Source organism: Salinivibrio sp. ML323 (assembly GCF_001995745.1).
In the GTDB taxonomy this organism is placed as follows: Bacteria; Pseudomonadota; Gammaproteobacteria; order Enterobacterales; family Vibrionaceae; genus Salinivibrio; species Salinivibrio kushneri.
On the sequence record NZ_MUES01000028.1, the window covers coordinates 14596 to 33812 of the forward strand.

At 48.7% G+C, this 19217-nt stretch carries 16 protein-coding genes; 11 read left to right on the top strand and 5 right to left on the bottom strand.

Features of this window, described 5'->3' with window-relative positions:
- Positions 1-71: 71 nt before the first annotated feature.
- Together BZG13_RS15375 and BZG13_RS12805 are read right to left on the bottom strand one after the other, a co-directional pair.
- The gene (locus BZG13_RS15375; protein WP_077486893.1) at positions 72-371 is read right to left on the bottom strand and encodes a hypothetical protein; all 300 of its coding nucleotides are present in this window, start codon (positions 369-371) and stop codon (positions 72-74) included.
- A gap of 988 nt (positions 372-1359) precedes the next feature.
- Positions 1360-2715, bottom strand: coding sequence for an O-antigen ligase family protein (locus BZG13_RS12805; protein WP_077486895.1), 1356 nt, complete (start codon positions 2713-2715; stop codon positions 1360-1362).
- Between the two features lie 332 nt (positions 2716-3047).
- Between BZG13_RS12805 and BZG13_RS12810 the strand changes: the two genes are divergently transcribed.
- Positions 3048-3833, top strand: coding sequence for a glycosyltransferase family 2 protein (locus BZG13_RS12810; protein WP_077486896.1), 786 nt, complete (start codon positions 3048-3050; stop codon positions 3831-3833).
- Here BZG13_RS12810 and BZG13_RS12815 read toward each other — a convergent pair.
- Positions 3802-4836 carry a glycosyltransferase family 9 protein gene (locus tag BZG13_RS12815; protein ID WP_077486897.1) on the bottom strand — a complete coding sequence of 345 codons (1035 nt, stop codon included), beginning with the start codon at positions 4834-4836 and terminating at the stop codon, positions 3802-3804. The genes BZG13_RS12810 and BZG13_RS12815 overlap by 32 nt on opposite strands.
- 835 nt (positions 4837-5671) lie before the next feature.
- Here BZG13_RS12815 and BZG13_RS12820 point away from each other — a divergent pair.
- On the top strand, positions 5672-6676 hold the full coding sequence (locus BZG13_RS12820) for an NAD-dependent epimerase (RefSeq protein ID WP_077486898.1): 1005 nt from the start codon (positions 5672-5674) through the stop codon (positions 6674-6676).
- Between the two features lie 1113 nt (positions 6677-7789).
- On the top strand, positions 7790-8332 hold the full coding sequence (locus tag BZG13_RS12830) for a fimbrial protein (RefSeq protein WP_077486900.1): 543 nt from the start codon (positions 7790-7792) through the stop codon (positions 8330-8332).
- A gap of 43 nt (positions 8333-8375) precedes the next feature.
- Here BZG13_RS12830 and BZG13_RS12835 read toward each other — a convergent pair whose 3' ends face one another.
- Positions 8376-8693 carry a hypothetical protein gene (locus BZG13_RS12835; RefSeq protein ID WP_077486901.1) on the bottom strand — a complete coding sequence of 106 codons (318 nt, stop codon included), beginning with the start codon at positions 8691-8693 and terminating at the stop codon, positions 8376-8378.
- A 139-nt stretch (positions 8694-8832) separates the two neighbouring features.
- Here BZG13_RS12835 and BZG13_RS12840 point away from each other — a divergent pair, with 139 nt between their 5' ends.
- From BZG13_RS12840 to BZG13_RS12855, 4 genes are read left to right on the top strand one after another with little or no spacing between them, the layout of a single operon-like run.
- Positions 8833-9624, top strand: coding sequence for a fimbrial biogenesis chaperone (locus tag BZG13_RS12840; protein ID WP_077486902.1), 792 nt, complete (start codon positions 8833-8835; stop codon positions 9622-9624).
- 55 nt (positions 9625-9679) lie between these two features.
- Complete coding sequence (locus BZG13_RS12845; RefSeq protein WP_158074901.1) at positions 9680-12160, top strand: fimbria/pilus outer membrane usher protein; 2481 nt, start codon at positions 9680-9682, stop codon at positions 12158-12160.
- Positions 12157-13503, top strand: a complete 1347-nt coding sequence (locus BZG13_RS12850; protein ID WP_077486904.1) for a fimbrial protein — start codon at positions 12157-12159, stop codon at positions 13501-13503. The genes BZG13_RS12845 and BZG13_RS12850 overlap by 4 nt, the downstream gene beginning before the upstream one ends.
- Entirely contained in the window at positions 13504-14211 is a 708-nt protein-coding gene (locus BZG13_RS12855; RefSeq protein WP_077486905.1) for a fimbrial biogenesis chaperone, read from the top strand. It begins immediately after the preceding gene.
- A 61-nt stretch (positions 14212-14272) separates the two neighbouring features.
- Here BZG13_RS12855 and BZG13_RS12860 read toward each other — a convergent pair whose 3' ends face one another.
- Entirely contained in the window at positions 14273-14887 is a 615-nt protein-coding gene (locus BZG13_RS12860) for a response regulator (protein ID WP_077486906.1), read from the bottom strand.
- Positions 14888-15213: 326 nt separating this feature from the next.
- Between BZG13_RS12860 and BZG13_RS12865 the strand changes: the two genes are divergently transcribed.
- The 4 genes from BZG13_RS12865 to BZG13_RS12880 all read left to right on the top strand — a co-directional run bounded on the left by BZG13_RS12865 (position 15214) and on the right by BZG13_RS12880 (position 18278).
- The gene (locus tag BZG13_RS12865) at positions 15214-17187 is read left to right on the top strand and encodes an ATP-binding protein (RefSeq protein ID WP_158074902.1); all 1974 of its coding nucleotides are present in this window, start codon (positions 15214-15216) and stop codon (positions 17185-17187) included.
- Between the two features lie 73 nt (positions 17188-17260).
- Positions 17261-17515, top strand: coding sequence for a type II toxin-antitoxin system ParD family antitoxin (locus tag BZG13_RS12870; protein ID WP_077486908.1), 255 nt, complete (start codon positions 17261-17263; stop codon positions 17513-17515).
- Entirely contained in the window at positions 17515-17811 is a 297-nt protein-coding gene (locus tag BZG13_RS12875; protein WP_077486909.1) for a type II toxin-antitoxin system RelE/ParE family toxin, read from the top strand. The genes BZG13_RS12870 and BZG13_RS12875 overlap by 1 nt, the downstream gene beginning before the upstream one ends.
- Before the next feature lie 242 nt (positions 17812-18053).
- The gene (locus tag BZG13_RS12880; protein ID WP_077486910.1) at positions 18054-18278 is read left to right on the top strand and encodes a hypothetical protein; all 225 of its coding nucleotides are present in this window, start codon (positions 18054-18056) and stop codon (positions 18276-18278) included.
- Positions 18279-19217: the final 939 nt, after the last annotated feature.

A 19217-nucleotide genomic window follows, 5' to 3' on the forward strand; every position in this document is an offset into this window, starting at 1 on the left:
CGAGGGCGGGTGTTACATTGATAGAAAAATGGCTACAAGCTAAGCTTGCAGCCATTGGATTATGTATCAGCTTATTGCTCAGCGGGAGCTGTCGTTGACGTGTTGTTGTCATCGTTGTTAGCCGCAGCAACCGCTACGCCGACAGCCGCGGCAGCCGCGACGCCAGCAGCAATGGTGCCTGCTGCGATACCACCTGTTGCGGCAGCACCCGCACCCGCAGCACCTGCTGCGCCAGCACTCGTACCTGCGCCGGCACCAGCACCCGCGCCGGCACCGCCACCGCWCGCGCCCGCACCTGGTGCGGTTTCAGTTGCGGCCATTGCGCTTGCGGCGAATAGCATAGCAACTAAGCCTGTTGCGATTTTTTTCATTCGTCTCTCCATAATTTTTTGCATTAATACAAAAACGTCTGCAAACGCAGACACCTATAAACTCTAATAGCTAAGAGACGAGAAGTAAAATAAATACAGATGACATCACAGATTTTTCATCTTAAATGTGCGGAAGAGCAGGGGAAAGAGACGGAAAGAGACGAGACGCTGCGCTTCTAGAGACTAGAGACTAGAGACTAGAGACTAGAGACTAGATAGAGCCGCCTCGTGCTTGCATCGGCGCTTTTAATACGGGGAAGAGCGAAAAGCAGGGCCTAGGCCCTAGGAACTTTATCTACAGCGCCTGTCACGATCGAAGTCAATATTTGGCTTTAATGTCCGATGGCGCCGTGCAACGGGCGCGCGGCCGGCTTGGGTATTCATGACTCACATTGTGCTGGCGCTTATGCCGACCTACGCCAATGGTGCCATTGGTGTTTGTCCAACCTCGATTCGGGATATTGAATACGGAGAAGGGCGGGGAGTAGTTCCCAGGATCCTAGGCCCTAGGAACTTTATCTACAGCGCCTGTCACGATCCTTGAGAATTTTAACCACTAATGTCGGATGGCGCGCGGCGTTAATCGCACCAAGCTTGCACGATCGAGAAGGCGCTTATGCCGACCTACGCCAATGGTGCCATTGGTGTTTGTCCGATCTTGATTCGAGATCTTGAATACGGGGAAGAGCGGGAAGCAGTTCCTAGGACCTAGGGAAAGAGCCACTGTTTACCATCAATGTCGGATGGCGCGCGGCCGGCTTGGGTATTCATGACTCACATTGTGCTGGCGCTTATGCCGACCTACGCCAATGGTGGCATTGGTGTTTGTCCGACCTTGATTCGGGATCTTGAATACGGAGCGCTGCGCTTACAGAATACGGAGAAGAGTAAGGCCAGGCACGATACGCTTTTTCCGTATTCCGTCCCCAGGGACCTAGGACCCTAGGATCTTTCTAGCCTCTAGCCTCTAGTCTCTAGCCTCTAGTCTCTAGTCTCTAGCTTCTGCCCTCAACGCTATGCTCGCGAATATCACCACCCCAAGAGAGAAAAACAGAATGCCGGAGTGGTGGTTAAGGTAATGTTGCGTCAGCATATAGCCAGCAATCAGGATAAGATGGCTGCGCAGCATCATGGTGGCAAAATGTTTGTCTGGCGTGTCGTCTGTGTTGTTTTTTTTGGTTGCTAACCAAGGAGCGGCCATTAGCACAATCAAGGTTAACCCGCCAATCAATCCTTTGACTTGTAGTTCTTCTAACAACTGGTTGTGGGCACGACTAAAGCGCATTACGATTGAGTCAACTTGGTGTTTGTCAACTAATGCCTGTTTTTTGTCAGTAAAGTCGGTATAGCCTGTTCCTGTGATGACGTTGTTGGTAAACAAGTGTAACGCCGTTTTCCATAACTCAAGTCTAACTCCTGAAGAGCTGCCAACACGCGGTGTAGACGGTGTAGTCGCTGCTACTGGGGATGTTTGCGATGATGGTGTTGTATCCGCCTGTGATGATTGGCTTTTGTCTTTGGGGGAAACAGTGACTGCCGATTCTTTCGATTGATGGGCAGTTACCGGGGGGGCTGTTATCTCGGTGGCTTGCTGGTACCTCGCTAAATCCGATAAGACCAAGCCAGCGCGGTTTAACGCAGGCACGAGGGCGGTGGCTATAATGAGGGCAATACTGGCTCCCATGGCGACATAATCGCGGCGCGAGAAAACCTTGCGATAATAAACCAGCGCCCACAAGGCGATAAAGGGCGTAATCACCCATGAGCCACGGCCGCCACTAAGTAGCGTGGCGATAAAGCCAAGGGTGATGCCTAGAAAGGCGATGGMCTTTAAGGTAGGTAATGCTCGCTTACAGCTATAGATATAGGCGAAAATGCTAAACACACTCAGGCTTGCGGCCATGCCTGCCACTTGGATCGACATAAAACCGCCGGTCGAAAGCGCGCGAATATCGAGCATATAATGCTGATACAGTGCAATAACTCCTACCAAAGCGGCGCCAATCGCGCAGCCGTAAAAAACGAATTTAAGCTCAGGCGGATACGTCAAGAGCAATGCAAAAATCATGATGGCGAGCAAAACACGACTGGGCATATCCAGTTGCTCATAATGCTCTCCCGGTAGGGCAAAGGCGAGTGTGACCACAAAGTAGAGCACCAATGAGCCACTAATCAGTATGGCGGGGCGTGTTTTTAGCGCCTGCCACGTACTCGGCAACATTATCAGAGCGGTGACCGCCAATAAAATCGCGCCATATTTGTACGAGTCGGGCGTGATAAGCAAGGTGGTGAAGTAAATCAAACACAATAAGCTGGTGAGCCGTTGGCGAGAAGTAAGCAGCAAGATCCTTTCCTCTGTCTTCTAGTTTTTATGAATGGCATGTTGCAGAAATGCGTTTGCATTATACATACGTGTTTGATGGATGCACGATTTTTGGCGGCCCTGTCGCTTGCACTAAGTGAGTGTACTGTAAGATAATCTTAGCTCGGCGCGCATCTCATGATGTGGATTAATAACAAAGGATTAATGATGAAAGTGTTAGTTACCGGTGTGGCGCGGTTTATGGGTAATGTGGTGGCGTGATATAAAGAATACGATCAAATGTAAACGCTTAAGTATGGGACATAGCTTGTGAATCACATAAACGCATCAACTTATTTTTGGGGATAACTAGCATGGCAGATTCAATGCCAACACTCGCGGTGGCGCTGATTGTAAAGAATGAAGATCAGCACTTACAAGCGTGCTTAGAGACCGTTGTTGATTGGGTCGATGAAATTGTGATCCTTGATTCAGGCAGTACCGATAACACGGAACAGATCGCTCGCCGTTTTACCGATAAATTTTTTGTTAATTGTGATTGGCAAGGTTWTGGTCCTCAGCGACGCCTAGCTCAGCAATATGTGGCCGCCGATTACGTATTGTGGCTGGATGCCGATGAACGCATTACTCCAAAGCTAAAGCGCTCTATTCAACAAGCGGTGCAAGCCAATGAAAAACAGGTACTCTACAGTATTTGCCGTTTAAGCTGGGTTTTTGGGCGATACATTCGTCACTGCGGCTGGTATCCTGATCGTGTTGTCCGTCTGTATCCCACCGCATTGACGCGCTATGATGAATCACTTGTGCATGAAAAGGTCATTATTCAGCCGGGCATGGAAGTAAAGTCCTTGCAAGGTGATGCGATTCATTACACCTATACTGATATTCATCATTACTTGGTTAAGTCTGCTGGCTATGCGAAAGCATGGGCGGAGCAACGGGAAAAGCGCGGTAAAAAAAGCAGCATCAGCCAAGGTATTTTGCATGCACTGGGCTGTTTTCTTAAAATGTATGTTATTAAAGCTGGCTTTTTAGACGGAAAACAAGGTTTCTTACTTTCACTGCTATCAGCGCATTCAACCTTTGTTAAATACGCTGATTTATGGGTTAGAACCCAAACTGAACCATCCAAGGATTAAGCTCGACAAGCACCTGAGCAATATCGATTCGGCTCATGTCCGCTTGAGCCTGTTTTGGTTCTGATGGTGGTGGAGTAAACGCGATATGACGGCCTGATGAATTTAAAGGCTGCCAACGTAATGGGGTTGATGAGCGTTTGGCGGGATAAAAACCAACCGTGGGCACATCCAAAGTAGCGGCAAGATGCAACGGCCCTGTCGACCCTGCAATAAATAGATCTGCACAGGCAATCGAGCGCGTAAAATCCACCAGTCCATCATTTTTATCGTAAAGAGCTGGGTGGATTCCCTCTTGCTCAAGCAAGGCTTTCAACGCCGCCGCTTTCGCCTCTTCTCCTGGTCCAGCCGTCAGAACTACCTCTTTGTCTCCTTGAATGCCGCACAGTAGCTGAGCATATTGCGCAAGAGAAAGGTTATTCGCTGAACCCCCGCTGCCCGCATGAACAAATAACCACGGCTGATTAATGTTCAAGCTCAACTGCTCAGAGAGTTTCTGCTTCTGCTTGGCGAGCAATGCTGGCTCAAATTGTAAATACGGCGCTTGAGGTTCAATGATCGGTTGGCCAATGTCCTGCAAAAAAGTCCGAATCAAATCGAGATTGTATTGATACTCAGGTTTCGCGGATTGAGAACGCTGTTGCTTAAGCCGTTTATTATAAAAAATCTGCGCTAACTTTGTTGCAGGCGCGAGGCGATAGGGTATTCCTGCTTTCCACACTAAAAGCGCGTTGTAAGTGGTTGAGAAAAGATTAATCGAGGCATCAAACTGATGGGCTTTTATCGCTTGTAAACACTGTTTTTTTTGCTCAGGAGAGCCATTTTTCGTTGGATCAATCAACACTTCATCAATCCATGGACAGAGTTTGGCCAGCTCCTCTGTATAACGTGGCACTAATGCTGTTATATGGCAATTTGGCATCGCCGTTTTTAACATCGCAAAACTTGGCCAAGCGAGCATAAAGTCGCCAATCTTATCATTGCGAATTACCAATATTTTTTTCATATCCTCTCTTCTCACAAGCTCGATTGCGCGTTGTATCATACCGAGTTCAATAGGTTATTGTATAGAGCGTCAATTACCCTGGCCGGTCAGTTGGCGGAGGTCAGTTGGCGGGACAGGCACTTTCAGTTGGGTCAGTTGGCGGGGCGGAGTTGGCGGGACAGGCACTTTAGGTCAGTTGGCAGTTGGCGGGACAGGCACTTTAGTCTGAATACGGAGTACGGAGTACGGGAAAGAGCGAAAAGCAGTGCCTAGGTCCTAGGGAAAGAGCCACTGTTTACCATCAATGTCCGATGGCGCCGTGCAACGGGCGACGAGCGGGGGTAATATTTGGCTTTAATGTCCGATGGCGCCGTGCAACGGGCGCGCGGCCGGCTTGGGTATTCATGACTCACATTGTGCTGGCGCTTATGCCGACCTACGCCAATGGTGCCATTGGTGTTTGTCCAACCTTGATTCGGGATATTGAATACGGAGAAGGGCGGGAAGCAGTGCCTAGGTCCTAGGGAAAGAGCCACTGTTTACCATCAATGTCGGATGGCGCCGTGCAACGGGCGCCAGTTGCACTGCCCCTGTTATGATCGATGTCAACTTTGACCTAGATGTCGGAGGCGCGCGGTTTACATTGAATTAATATTTTCACATTGCACTGGCGCTTGTCCGACCTACGCCTGGTTTTTATTTCGGTGGTGCCATTGGTAGAAGAGCGGGGACAGGCACTAGGTTTTTTGTATTCCGTTTCCCAAGTCCTTGCACTATGCGAATGCGCTGTAAGATAATCTCGGCACTGAGTGGTTGCACGTATCAGTGCATCGGCATGAAAAATAAAGGAACAACAATGAAAATATTAGTTACCGGTGTGGCTGGGTTTATTGGTAGTGCCGTAGCACAAAAGCTTTTAGCGCAGGGGTATCAGGTGGTTGGCGTCGATAATCTCAATGATTATTACGATGTATCACTCAAGCAGGCACGGTTAGATACTATTCCTCAAGCGGGCTTTACGTTTGTTACGCTAGACATTGCCGATCGTGATGCAGTGGCTAACTTATTTGCCGCGCACAAATTCAATCGTGTTATTCACCTAGCTGCACAAGCGGGGGTACGTTATTCGTTGGAAAACCCGCATGCCTATGCCGATTCTAACCTGGTTGGGCACTTGAATATTCTCGAAGGGTGTCGGCATCATCAGGTTGAGCACTTGGTCTATGCCTCGTCAAGCTCGGTATATGGCTTAAATGCTAAGGTGCCGTTTGAGACAAGCCACTCGGTAGATCATCCGGTATCGCTTTATGCGGCAACCAAAAAATCCAATGAGTTGATGGCTCACTCCTACTCGCATTTGTATAATATTCCGACCACAGGTCTACGCTTTTTCACTGTGTATGGTCCTTGGGGCCGTCCAGATATGGCGCCGTTTATCTTCACCAAGAAAATCCTTGATGGAGAAACCATCGACATTAATAACCACGGCGATATGTGGCGTGACTTTACCTACGTGGATGACATTGTTGAAGGCGTGGTACGGATTGCGGATGTGGTACCCGCGCGCGATGATGATTGGACGGTGGAGGGCGGCTCGCCGGCGTCAAGCTCCGCCCCTTATGCGGTGTATAACATTGGCCATGGTAGCCCGATTAATTTAATGGACTTTATTCAGGCGATTGAATCTGAGCTGGGTATTGAGGCGAAGAAAAACTTCCGCGGCATGCAGCCGGGTGATGTTTACCAAACCTATGCCGATACCCAAGACTTGTTCGCCGCGACAGGCTACCAACCCAAGGTAGGTGTGAAAGAGGGCGTTGCGCAATTTGTGGCGTGGTATAAACATTTCTACCAGAAGTAGTCATTATTAAAGGGGTTTATGGGGACAGGCACTTTAGCTCTGGATCGTATTGGCGTCCATCACACAAATCCCTGTATTATTTTAACAACAATGCACTATGCCGCCTGGGTGTCTGTCACGAGCGGGGTAATATTTGGCTTTAATGTCCGATGGCGCCGTGCAACGGGCGCGCAGCTGGCTCGGGTATTCATGACTCACATTGTGCTGGCGCTTATGCCGACCTACGCCAATGGTGCCATTGGTGTTTGTCCAACCTTGATTTGGGATATTGAATATGGGGAAGGTCGGGAAGCAGTGCCTAGGTCCTAGGCCCTTTATCTACAGTGTCTGTCACGAGCGGGGGTAATATTTGGCTTTAATGTCCGATGGCGCCGTGCAACGGGCGCGCAGCCGGCTTGGGTATTCATGACTCACATTGTGCTGGCGCTTATGCCGACCTACGCCAATGGTGCCATTGGTGTTTGTCCAACCTTGATTTGGGATATTGAATACGGAGAAGGACGGGAAGCAGTGCCTAGGTCCTAGGCCCTTTGTCTACAGCRCCTGTCACTATCGGTGCCAATTYTAATCATCAATGTCGGATGGCGCGCAGCTGGCTTGGGTATTCATGACTCACATTGTGCTGGCGCTTATGCCGACCTACGCCAATGGTGCCATTGGTGTTTGTCCAACCTTGATTCGGGATATTGAATACGGGGAAGAGCGAAAAGCAGTGCCTAGGACCTAGGAACTTTATCTACAGCGCCTGTCACGATCAGCGCCAATTTTAACACCGGCGCCAACTTTGGCTTTAATGTCGGAGGCGCCGTGCAACGGGCGCGCAGCTGGCTCGGGTATTCATGACTCACATTGTGCTGGCGCTTATGCCGACCTACGCCTGGTTTTTATTTCGGAAAAGATCGGGGCTGGAACGATACGCTATTTCCATTTACCGCTTAATCAGATTTCTTACCCTACCAAATAGGAATCGTCCTATACCGATGGTTTTCTGTCCATGTTCTAATCCTCTCACTGCTTACGGGGATGGTCACTAATAAGATTATATCCTCGCAATTCAAGGTGTTTGGCGTGTCATACAAGACGCGCTAATAAGTTTTTTATGAGGATATAAACATGCAAAAGCAAGTCATTTCAACAGCACGGGTGATGGGGCTTATCGGTGCCTTGTTAGTCACATCAACGGCTGTCCATGCCAATAATACCATTACCTTTAAGGGTGAAGTCACAGACCAAACCTGCTCTGTAACGGTAAACGATAATACCGCTAATCCGGTCGTGCTTTTGTCATCGGTTGCTGCCGCTGAGCTGGCCAATGCAGGAGATACAGCAGGTCAGAAAATGTTTACCGTGGGGGTTACTGGGTGCACCGCACCAGGAGCGGATACGCAGATCACAACCAAATTTGTGGGCAATAACGTGACAGGCGCCGGTAACTTGGGCAACACGGGCGATGCAACCAATGTGGCATTGCAACTGCTGGATAATTCGCTACAGCCTGTGGATTTAACCTCGGAAGCTGCGCTCGAGGGTCTAGTGCTGGCTGAGGGCACGACTTCGGCCAAGACTGAATACGGCGTGCAGTATATTAGCGAAGAGGGCGGGGCAACCGCAGGTGAAGTGTTTGCTTCCGTTCAGTATGCCATTACGTATAACTGATCAATGGTCTACTGGATGGTTTCGATAGCTATCATTTTGATAGCTATAAATAGCTGACCAGTACATACCGGTTATTGTTTAGTTGTTGATATTCAAGCTTGGTAATAGGGCTTGTGCGTAAAGATTGGCGCGTGGTTGATGGCGATGTATTTCGAGAGGTGGGATCATCAGCCGTTACCTTGATGTTAGTGGCATTGGCTGGCACGTCGCATCGAAGCTGATGATTGTGCAGATCGCAGGTGCTTTCAACCACGCTCCCTCCAAAGACAAGGATGCCTTGCCCAGCTGTCTCTTCGGCAAGGCTGTAGGTGCTGAAGGTATTGAGCAGGGCGACTACGCCGATTATAAGTGGTGTTTTCATGGTGTGTCTCCTTGGTTGTCGCTAGCAGCAGGCGTTTGGCAATCTATAAAGATTATAGTCTAGGATTTTAAGACACGATCATCGGTATGGTGAGCGGTTGTGGCTCGCTCGGCAAGATAACGGCTTAGCTGTGAGGTGAATGATGAAAATAGCGAGTACAAAAAAGATCCTCATCGTGTTGGCTTGTCTTGGTGCCATGTGGCCTTTGATGCACGCGTCCGCGTCTGTGGTATTAAAAAATACGCGTGTGATTTATCCCGCGAATAATGATGCGCATACCATTGAATTTACCAACACGGATCCGCATCCGAATATTGTTCAGTTGTGGATTGATGCCGGTGATGAGCAGTCGACACCTAAGACGGCGGATGCGCCGTTTGTGATCATGCCACCTATCTTTAAAGTGAACGCGAACACCAGTCAGTCAGCGCGGTTAATGTACACCGGTGAGCCGCTTGCACAAGATAAAGAAAGTATCTTTTTTCTTAATTTTTTAGTGATCCCGCCCAATATCGACAACGGCAACCGACAGAATAAGCTGGCGATTGTATTGCGCAATCGCGTCAAGGTGTTTTATCGCCCAGATACCATCATAGGCACGCCGTCTGCTGCGGTGAGTGGGCTTAAGGCAACACCGCGTTATCATGAAAACGGTGCCCTGGCGTCGATAACACTGACTAATAATGCGGGCTACTTCGTTAACCTCTCGTATACCGCGATCACAGTTGATAATCAACGCTATACGTCGGAAGCGGTCATGATTGCGCCACGGAGTAAGGCGGTGGTGGATTATACTGCCGCGGATGTGTCGTCGGCTCCGGCTGATGCGCGTGAAAAACAGAGTGAGTTGCATTATGTGGCGATCAATGACTACGGCGCGCAGGTTTCGGGCACTATTCCGCTGTCGACACGCTCGCATCATGAGAACTAGAAAGTATGGTGAGCTGAGTCGAGGGACCCGTGCGTGCTTGATACGAGGGGCGCTGGTGTTTGTTTATCTCATGGCTAACAACTGGGCCCATGCCAATGACGAAGACGTGGCAAGTGTCGATCAGGATGCCTTTGAGTTTGATGAATCCTTACTGTTGGGCTACCCGCAAGAGGGAGCAATGGATGGCATTTTGCAAAATGTGCTGAGTCAATCCCAGTTCGAAGCGGGGGAATACAGTTTAGATGTGTATCTGAATGCGCGGTTTTTTCGTCGGCAACTGGTTGAGCTAGTGCGTCGTGGTGAGGATGTGGTGCCTTGTTTATCGCGTGAAACGTGGCAAACGATGGGCGTGTTAGCCGCGCATACACGCGTTGATGAGATCACCCAGTGTTGGCAAGCGGATGGTTATCGCTTTCAGTTAAACCAATCCAAGCTGGCATTGAAAGTGACGGTGCCCCAAGCCTATACGCAACAACAACCCAATGGTTATATTGCCCCGGCGCAATGGGATGACGGTGAAGCGGTGTTTTTTACCAACTATGATACCAACTACTATCGTTCACACATGTCAACGGATGCGGGAGGGGGCGACAATGATAGCCTGTTTGTTGGCGTTCGTACCGGGGTGAATGTCGATCGTTGGCGGGTAAGAAGCCAGTTTAATTACAGTTATAATAATGCGGGTAATCGCACGCAACGGCAGTTGCGCCATGGGCGTACCTATGTGACAACCGCGATAGCACCGTGGGAAAGTGAGCTTACCTTTGGGCAGATTTATACGTCCGATAGTTTGTTTGACGGTGTCAGCTTTGATGGCGCGGAATTACATTCTGATCCTCGCATGCTGCCGATGTCTCGCCGCGGTTATGCGCCGGTTATTGTCGGGATGGCTAACACAGTCGCGACGGTGACTGTGTCTCAACAAGGCCGCGAGATTCATCAACAAACGGTGCCAGCCGGGCCGTTTGAGATTAGAGAGATCACTTCGCCTTTCTACCGCGGTGACTTTGATGTGGTGGTTGAAGAGGCGGACGGTCAGGTTAAACGATTTACGGTGCCTTTTCAGGCGGTGCCAGGCTCGATGCGTCCGGGACAGTCACGATATGGTTTAGCAGCCGGTAAGCTAAGGCTCACCGATGTGGTTGATGAGCCGTATTTTGCCCAAGGGGTGTATGAGCGTGGGTTGACCAACCGTTTAACCTCGCATGTTGGTTTACGGGTAGCGGAAGATTACCTTGGTACCACCTTTGGTGCCGTACTTGGAACCTCCGTGGGGGCGTTTGGTTTGCGATCGAGTTTATCTGCCGCGTCAATGGGTAACCACACGGATGAGGGATGGCGTGCTGGCATMGACTATTCGGTGGATTTTGAGCAGACGGATACCACAGTGACGTTAGCCAGTTATCGTTATTCGAGTCATGGATATCGTTCTTTGAGTGATTTTGCGCGCTGGCAGGCACAGGATGCACGTGATGCTGCGCCTTCTTTTCAGGCGGAGCGTGATTTTTTTAGTTTGAATGTGGATCAATCTATGCCAGGGCGTGGGCGATTGAATTTTTCTGGGTCGCACACTGTTTATCGCGGGGATCAAGACTCAACCACACAAGCGCAGCTAAGTTACTCCACCCAGATCGGACGAGCAACGGTCAATATCGGCTATTTACGTAGTTTTGAGCGGGACAATAGCACGGCGGATGACGTGTTTAGTTTGGGGATGAGTCTGCCTCTGGGCGGTCGTCAGTCGTCAACATTGGCGAACTTTAGTGTTCAGACGTCGGAGGAGGATACGCGTTATCAAGCGGGGGTCTCTGGTCAACTGGCCGGCTGGGATCAAACCTCCTATGGGGTAAATTACTCGCGCAATGACGATCAGTTATCGATGGTATCTATGAATGTCAATCATCTGTCTCCCAAAGGGGCGTATGGAGCGACCTTAAGTCGAAGTGATGATTACTCGCAGTGGGGTGTGAGCGCACGCGGTGGATTGGTGATTCATCAAGGCGGCATGAATGTCACCGAAAGCCTTGGCGAGACCTTTGCGCTGATCAAAGCCGATGGAGCGGAAGGCGCGACAATACGTCACGCTCGGGGCGGTGTGATTGAGGATAACGGTTATGGCATTGCTAATCATTTGGCACCTTATAAATATAACCAAGTGTCGCTTGATCCTTCGACGGTCATTAATCCAGATATTGAGCTACAAGAAACCCAGTTTCGGGTGGTGCCCACCGCCGGTGCCAGTGTGCACTATGAGGTACCGACGACCATGGGCAAAGCAGTGTTGCTTCAAATTCAGGGAGATAAGCGTCCTCCATTGGGAGCAGACATTGTTGATGTACAAGGCCGATCGATTGGGATGGTGTCGCAAAATGGCTTGGCCTATGTGCGCGTGGCAACACTCACCGGTAAGTTAACCATTGAGTGGGGACAACAAGACAGCCAGCGGTGTGTGATTGCTTATGATTTGACCGCCAAGCCGCGCAAAGCGAATCAAGACTTTGTCACCGTCTCGGTAGCGTGTCAGGAGGGGGAATGAAAATGCGCATCCTTATTGGCTTGTTGATCTGTGCCTGGGTGTTGGCCAGCGAGGCGATGGCTTCGTATGAACCGATTGACCACTGCTACAAAATTAGTCATTCGCCCTCTAGCTATAAAAACAAACCAGGGCGGGCAGAGAGTGTGCAGCCTGAATATGGGACGACCAACACATGGAAAGGTGCATTGGATCTGAACTATGCCAATATGGCGATGCCGGATGTCAATATTGCCAGTTTGCAATTTCAGCCAGTTGGAACCGTGTTAGGCACAGCGGTGAAAAACTTTTTGGACTTTGCTGAATCTGGCGATTTTTCGTCTAATCAGGTGCTGTTTAAGTGTCCGGCCGCTGCCGCCGGACGTATTTTTGAAATGTATTCCACTAATGGTGACTACAAGTATGGTGGTCGTGATGATATGGAAGTCGGCACTGCTTTTGGTATGGAGCACGTGTATTCCACTTATGTGAAGGGTTTGGGGTTTCGCTTAACAAACTTGGCAACCGGGGAGTATTTTTCGCCTTTTTGGAAAGCGCGGCCATTAACTGGGCTCGATCGTGATGGTAACGGCAACATTCTGGTTAAAGCCAAAGACTTTAGTAATGTAAAGATTGAACTGATTCGGATCCCGGATGAGAGTGGTTATAACGATAGCCATGCTTCGTTTGCTAACACTCAGCCACTCGGCTATTTGGCCACACGTATGCCACTTGACAATTTAAATAGCTTGGCTGGTCCCGAGCCGGGACGAAATCATCGAACGCACTTTCCAGGATGGTATGGCGATTGGCCGGCGACGATTGGTTTGTATAAAAGTGTGACGATGCACCGAGGAAAAACCTGTTTGGTTAACTTTGTCACCCCGACAGTGACGTTTCCGATCATTAGTGTGATGGAGCTTAGTCAAGGCAGTGTGCGGCGTGGCCAATTTTCGGTGTCTTATCAATGCGAGCAGGGCGCAGAACGTGGTGTGGGGCCAGGCGAAATCAGTATGTTTTTTCTGACAAGCCCGGAGGCTTTTGCGACGGCGCAAGATTTATCTTTGGTAGAAGCGGGTGTGGCCACGCCGTATTTGCTTAGTGAAAACTATCACGCAGAGACGACGGCGAAAGGGGTGGCGGTCACGCTTTATGATGAGTCTGGCACGCAGCTTCGCTTTGCCGATCCGAATCGCTATTTCGATCGGGGAGCCAATCCAGCGCAAATGGTACCGAGCGGCACTCAATTAGGAGAGAACCGTTACATCATGTCCTTTGAAGCCTCTTTAGGTCAGGTAGGGAACGGGATAGCAATTACACCGGGTCAGTATTCGTCGACTGCGCGCGTGGTCATGAGGTTTAATTAGATGTTTGGACTTTTAACAATCTTCGCGAGCCTTATTTTCAGCACCTGTGTTTTTTCGGGCGTTGCGTTAGAAGAAGGCACACGAGTGGTATTTGATGCGTCAGCTGCGTCGCAGTCAATCCATGTCACCAATACCAATCGCTACAGCGTGGTGGTGCAATCTTGGGTCGATGATGGTGATTTAAGCAATGTGCCCCAAACCGCTGAAGCCCCTTTAATCACGAAACCAGCGCTGTTTAAATTGGCGCCGGGTGCGTCTCAAGTGATCCAACTGATTAATATCGACAATCAGCCTGTTGAGACGGAGCGTTTGTATTGGCTGAATATTCATGAGCTGCCGCCTAGCTTAACGGGTTCCGAAACACAGGTTGATAAACTGGCACTCACCATGCAAACCCAGTATAAGATCTTTTATCGTCAACCGGATATGACGTTATCGCAGCAAGCGATCCAAAACTCAGTCCAAGTCGATAAACAAAAGAAGGCGGGCATTGATTACTTAGCGATAAAAAATGCCGCTGCGATTCATCTTAATCTGGCAAAGATTGAACTAGATGGGCAGGTTTACACACGTTTTAATCGCACCATTGCGCCTGGGCAAACCCAAACCGTGCGTTTGGAATCACCGTTAAGCGATAACATGGTGATGCTAACGGTGATCGATGATAAGGGCGCGTTGTTTGATGTGTTTCAATTGATAGGTGAGTAATACGGCCCTTACGTGTCACTATGCAGCAATACGCTAGGTGGCCGAGTGCGAGTGTTTTTATTTAGTCGAGACTTTTTATATATTCATAAATTGCAGAGTCATTGTCGAGCCCTAACTTTGTCATTGCCTGCTTTTTTTGTGTGCTAATAGTTTTTACACTCCGGTTAGTGTAAGCCGCTATTTTTGTCACACTCATTCCGGTACTGAATAATCGCAACACTTCCATCTCTTTGGGTGACGGAGGAGACACGCTGGGTTGTTGACTTAAAATTAAATCACTAACACTAGGGGAGATATAACGCTTGCCTTTTTTTACCTCTGCGAGAACATGATGAATATCAGATAGGATATCTTTTTTAAGCAATATACCGTCGACACCTAGTGATACCAATGAATGGAGTAGTGCGGAGTTGGTAAGTTGGGTCAAGACAATTAGCTTAATAGTTGGGTAGTCGCGTTTTACTCTTTTGAGCATCGCCATACCATCAACTTGATCCGTGTTTGGCATGCTGTAATCGGTAATTAACGTATCGATCGTTTTCTTTGCTAGTTTTTTAAATATGTCGTCGACACTTGTTGCCTCGGCAACGATATCAAAGCTGGTATCTTGACTTTGTATTAATGCTTTTACACCAGACAGTACGATTGGATGATCATCGGCTATCAAAATTTTCATTTTACTACCATCCTAAAAAATGCCATATGCTCTAATTTTAGCATAATTGTCTGAAAAAAACCGAGCATGAATCACTGAAGTGAATAAGACTGAGGAGGTTGTATGGAAGGCGCATTCGCACTTTTGATAAGCCATCGCTCTTTGGGAAGTCATCGCCCTTTTAGCAATAAAAATATTTATGGTAGCGTGATTTTTGTGCCTTGAAACTGGCTATTACGCCGCTGCCTGACTATTTTTATCGAGATTAGAATGGTTTTCTGGATAAAAATTAGGGGTCTCTGTCATTGATGCGACCTATGTACCGCACTTTGTCTACGGTGGCCAACATGAGAGTAGGGGTTTCTATGCGGATGGGTGTCATTTTTATTTGGCTTATAAGTGCGGTTTCTTTTGCGGCGGATTATCAACATAACGCCGACGCGAAGGAAATAGACCTGTGGTTAGTGTTGGTTATTATTTTTACCGTTGTTTTTTTGGGAGGTATCGCGCTGCGATTTAAACGATTAATGAAGGATAAAAATGATATTGAAGCTGCGCTGATAACATCAAGAAAAAAAGCGGAGGAAGAGACGGAAATCAAAGCTAATTTTCTGGCAACGATGAGCCATGAGATTCGCACTCCCATTCACGGCATTCTTGGTATGCTGGATCAAATAGCAATGACGCCACTTAATTTTGAGCAAAAGCAAATGTTGGCAGTGACATCCTCGTCGGCATCTATGTTATATAATATCGTTTCTGAAGTGCTAGATTATTCAAAGCTTGAAGCAGGAAAACTGACGATTGAATTGCGTCCCTTTGTGTTACGTGAGTTGATTGATAATGTTTTATTAGTGAGTGGTCATGAGGCGAGAAAGAAAAATCTATCCGTAGAGTTGCATATTGAACCTAATCTAGCGGCTGTTTATGTCGGCGACGAATACCGTTTGCGGCAGGTTCTGATTAATATTGTTAGTAATGCGGTAAAATTCACGCATAAGGGACGCGTGTTAATCACATTGGAAGTGGTACACGAAGACGACGATAAACAGGTATTAAAAATTGGTGCGCAAGACAGTGGCGTTGGAATGAGCCAAGAAGAACTCGAGCGGATTTTTCATCCTTTTTCRCAAGCCGAAACCTCAACCACTCGTCGCTTTGGTGGGACAGGTCTCGGACTAACAATTAGTCGGCAACTGATCGAACTGATGGCGGGAGAAATGATTGTTGAAAGCGAGAAGGGTCAGGGAAGCTGGGTGGGATTTACGGTGCCGTTAGTGATCAGTGCAAGGCGAAAACCTGATCCTTATCTTAATGGCTTACAGGTAAATGTCGCTGTTAGCGATCCTATCCTCAATGCCAGTTTGACTACGCATCTTTTATCCTTGGGGGTTGAGATCAGTGATAAGACGTCAGTCTTTCGATTCAGTGACGATGATGATGAAAAGGCGGATGTTCAATTGGCGCCGCTCTCTGGCATGGTCGGAGTACGTCGATATAAAAATAGATGGTTATTAAACTCACAACCCATTATGAACCGAAGTGTTCGGCTGGTCTGTTATGAGCTATTAGGATTAGAAGAAGACACGGGGGCGCAATCAGTGTATGAGGCGGTTCTTCCTGTGCGTATTTTAGTCGTGGAAGATAACGACGTGAATCAGACGCTGGTGGCCCACCAACTCAATCAACTGGGTGTGTTGTTTGATATTGCCGACAATGGCAATGATGCATTAAGTTTTTTGACCCAAAAGGATTATGTATTTGTCCTTTGCGATTGTCATATGCCTTATATGGATGGATACCAATTTACTGAACATACTCGCGCTCAACCTGTTATTTATCGTGATATTCCGATTATCGCGATGACAGCGGACGTGTTGCCTGCTCAACGCGCGCGTTGTTTAGAAGCGGGGATGAATGACTTTTTAAGTAAGCCTATCCCTTTTCAGGAACTCCGTGATTTATTTCGGCGCTGGGGAGTCGTCGATAATAACGGCTTAGATATCGAGGCACTGAAAACGGCATTTGGCAAGGCTGACGTTCTAGAGGAGATATTAAACGCGACAGTAAAAAGTTTGGTGGCTGAGCTAGATAAGCCGGTCGCTGCGCTTGAACGGGCCGAGTGGGTGCATAAACAAACCGGGACAGTCGCCCTTTTGGGATTAACCTCGCTTGCAGAATTCGGTACCTATGCTGAGATAACATTGCGAGATAATTGTGAACACCAAGTGTATCGTGATTTTAGATCGCGGCTGTTTCTTGTCATGCGGCAAATCGAGTGCATGATTAATGAACATGTGTCTCAAGACGCGCGTCGATAAGAAGCAGTAATTGATTCGGCGCAGTCGGGTGGTATGATATTGTCATACCCGAGATATCTTAGGATGGCCAGATATGAGCATGCATCGGAAAACCATTACGCTGACTGAACAACAAGACTGTTGGGTGAAAAGCCAGATTGAAAGCGGTCAGTTTGGCAATGACAGTGAGTATATCCGTTACCTCATCCGTCGAGATCAGCAGGCTCAAGAACGTATTGCCGTGCTGAGGCAGGCTCTCGCTGAGGGTGAATCAAGCGGGGAACCTAAGGCACTCGATATATCAGCTATCAAGGCAACTGGCCGTCAACGGATGAAGGCGGTTGATTAGTGCTTAAGCTGAGCGTCACGCCGAAGGCCGAATCCGATCTCATTGGAATTTGGGTATATACCTGCGAAAAATGGGGTGCTGATCAGGCAGATAAATATCTGGATCACCTTGAGGAAGGGATGAAACAGCTGATTAATCATCCATCACTCGGCGCGAACTATGTCCATGTTTTTTCTGGGTATCGAAGATTGCAGGTCGAGCATCACGCTGTTTTCTATCAAGTACTTGAATCGGATGTGCTCGTTGTTCGTGTGTTGCACGAGGACATGGACGCACCTGAAAGACTTCTGGATTAGCTAGTTAGTCATTTATCGGGACTTTTGGTGGTGCCATTGGCGTAGGTGACACAAGCCCCGGTACCATGTCAACAACAATGCACCATGCCAACGGGCGCCTGTCACTATCGGTGCCAATTTTAATCACCAATGTCGGAGGCGCGCCAGTTATATCGAGGAACGAGGCTTACATCGTGCTGGCGCTTTTCCGACCTACGCTCGATTTTAACGAAGCGCTTCCCGGTATTTTAAGGAGACCAATTATGGCCGATCATGACACAAAAAAGACGATACCTGAGCGTGAGCAACGGCGGTTTGCCGTATCTGCCAATCGGGACAAAGGTAGTCACCGGATTCGTTATGTGGAGGCAGGCGGTGCCTCGGTGGATAATGAAGAGTGCACATTTTGCCAGGCGGTACCGGGTTTGAGTGATCAGCCGGAGAATGAAGAGAGCCGAGACGCTTCGCTTCTAGAGACGAGAGACTAGATCGAGCCGCCTCGTGCTCGCATTGGGGCTATTGCTTTTTCTGTACTCTGTATTCCGTCATCGGTATTCGGGATCGTGAATATGGAGAAGAACGAGAAGCAGTACCTAGGTCCTAGGATCCTAGGCCCTAGGAACTTTATCTACATTGAGGCTTGATGATCCCATTGGCGTAGGTGACACAAGTCACAGCATAATGTCAACAATACTGCACCATGCCAACGGGCGCCTGCCACTATCGGTGCCAANCAGTTATATCGAGGAACGAGGCTTACATCGTGCTGGCGCTTTTCCGACCTAAGCCAATGGTGCCATTGATGCTTGTCTAGTCTACGTATGATTTGGAAAAGGGAGTACGGAGAAGAGCGAGAAGCAGTGCCTAGGCCCTTTATCTACAGTGCCTGTCACGATCGGTTAGCTACCAGGGACAGGCACTTTTAGCCAGGGTTAGCTACCAGGGACAGGCACTTTTAGCCAGGGCGGCTATCGGGGCGGCTATCGGGGACAGACACTTTAAGCTAACGAGAACTAACGGGACAGGCACTTTTACGAACGGGACAGGCACTTTTACGAGAACTAACGGGACAGGCACTTTTATGATTGCTCTAGCGGGCTGAGGAGGAAGTCGTTATGATGCCTCTCCTCAATGACCAACCGGTAAATCCCTTCGTTATGTTTTCAATTGTCGACCAAAACCAACACTTTGTGGTGATCAATAAGCACCACGGCGTAGAGAACTAACGGGACAGGCACTTTTATGATTGCTCTAGCGGGCTGAGGAGGAAGTCGTTATGATGCCTCTCCTCAATGACCAACCGGTAAATCCCTTCGTTATGTTTTCAATTGTCGACCAAAACCAACACTTTGTGGTGATCAATAAGCACCACGGCGTTAGCGTGCAGAAAGAGGCCGATGAAGCGGCACTGTTACCTGCGGTCGCGG

Coding starts and splice junctions, on each gene's coding strand:
- BZG13_RS12830 (WP_077486900.1), top strand. CDS start 7,790: ATGCAAAAGCAAGTCATTTCAACAGCACGGGTGATGGGGCTTATCGGT.
- BZG13_RS12855 (WP_077486905.1), top strand. CDS start 13,504: ATGTTTGGACTTTTAACAATCTTCGCGAGCCTTATTTTCAGCACCTGT.
- BZG13_RS12860 (WP_077486906.1), bottom strand. CDS start 14,887: ATGAAAATTTTGATAGCCGATGATCATCCAATCGTACTGTCTGGTGTA.
- BZG13_RS12840 (WP_077486902.1), top strand. CDS start 8,833: ATGATGAAAATAGCGAGTACAAAAAAGATCCTCATCGTGTTGGCTTGT.
- BZG13_RS12820 (WP_077486898.1), top strand. CDS start 5,672: ATGAAAATATTAGTTACCGGTGTGGCTGGGTTTATTGGTAGTGCCGTA.
- BZG13_RS12815 (WP_077486897.1), bottom strand. CDS start 4,836: ATGAAAAAAATATTGGTAATTCGCAATGATAAGATTGGCGACTTTATG.
- BZG13_RS12850 (WP_077486904.1), top strand. CDS start 12,157: ATGAAAATGCGCATCCTTATTGGCTTGTTGATCTGTGCCTGGGTGTTG.
- BZG13_RS12870 (WP_077486908.1), top strand. CDS start 17,261: ATGAGCATGCATCGGAAAACCATTACGCTGACTGAACAACAAGACTGT.
- BZG13_RS12835 (WP_077486901.1), bottom strand. CDS start 8,693: ATGAAAACACCACTTATAATCGGCGTAGTCGCCCTGCTCAATACCTTC.
- BZG13_RS12880 (WP_077486910.1), top strand. CDS start 18,054: ATGGCCGATCATGACACAAAAAAGACGATACCTGAGCGTGAGCAACGG.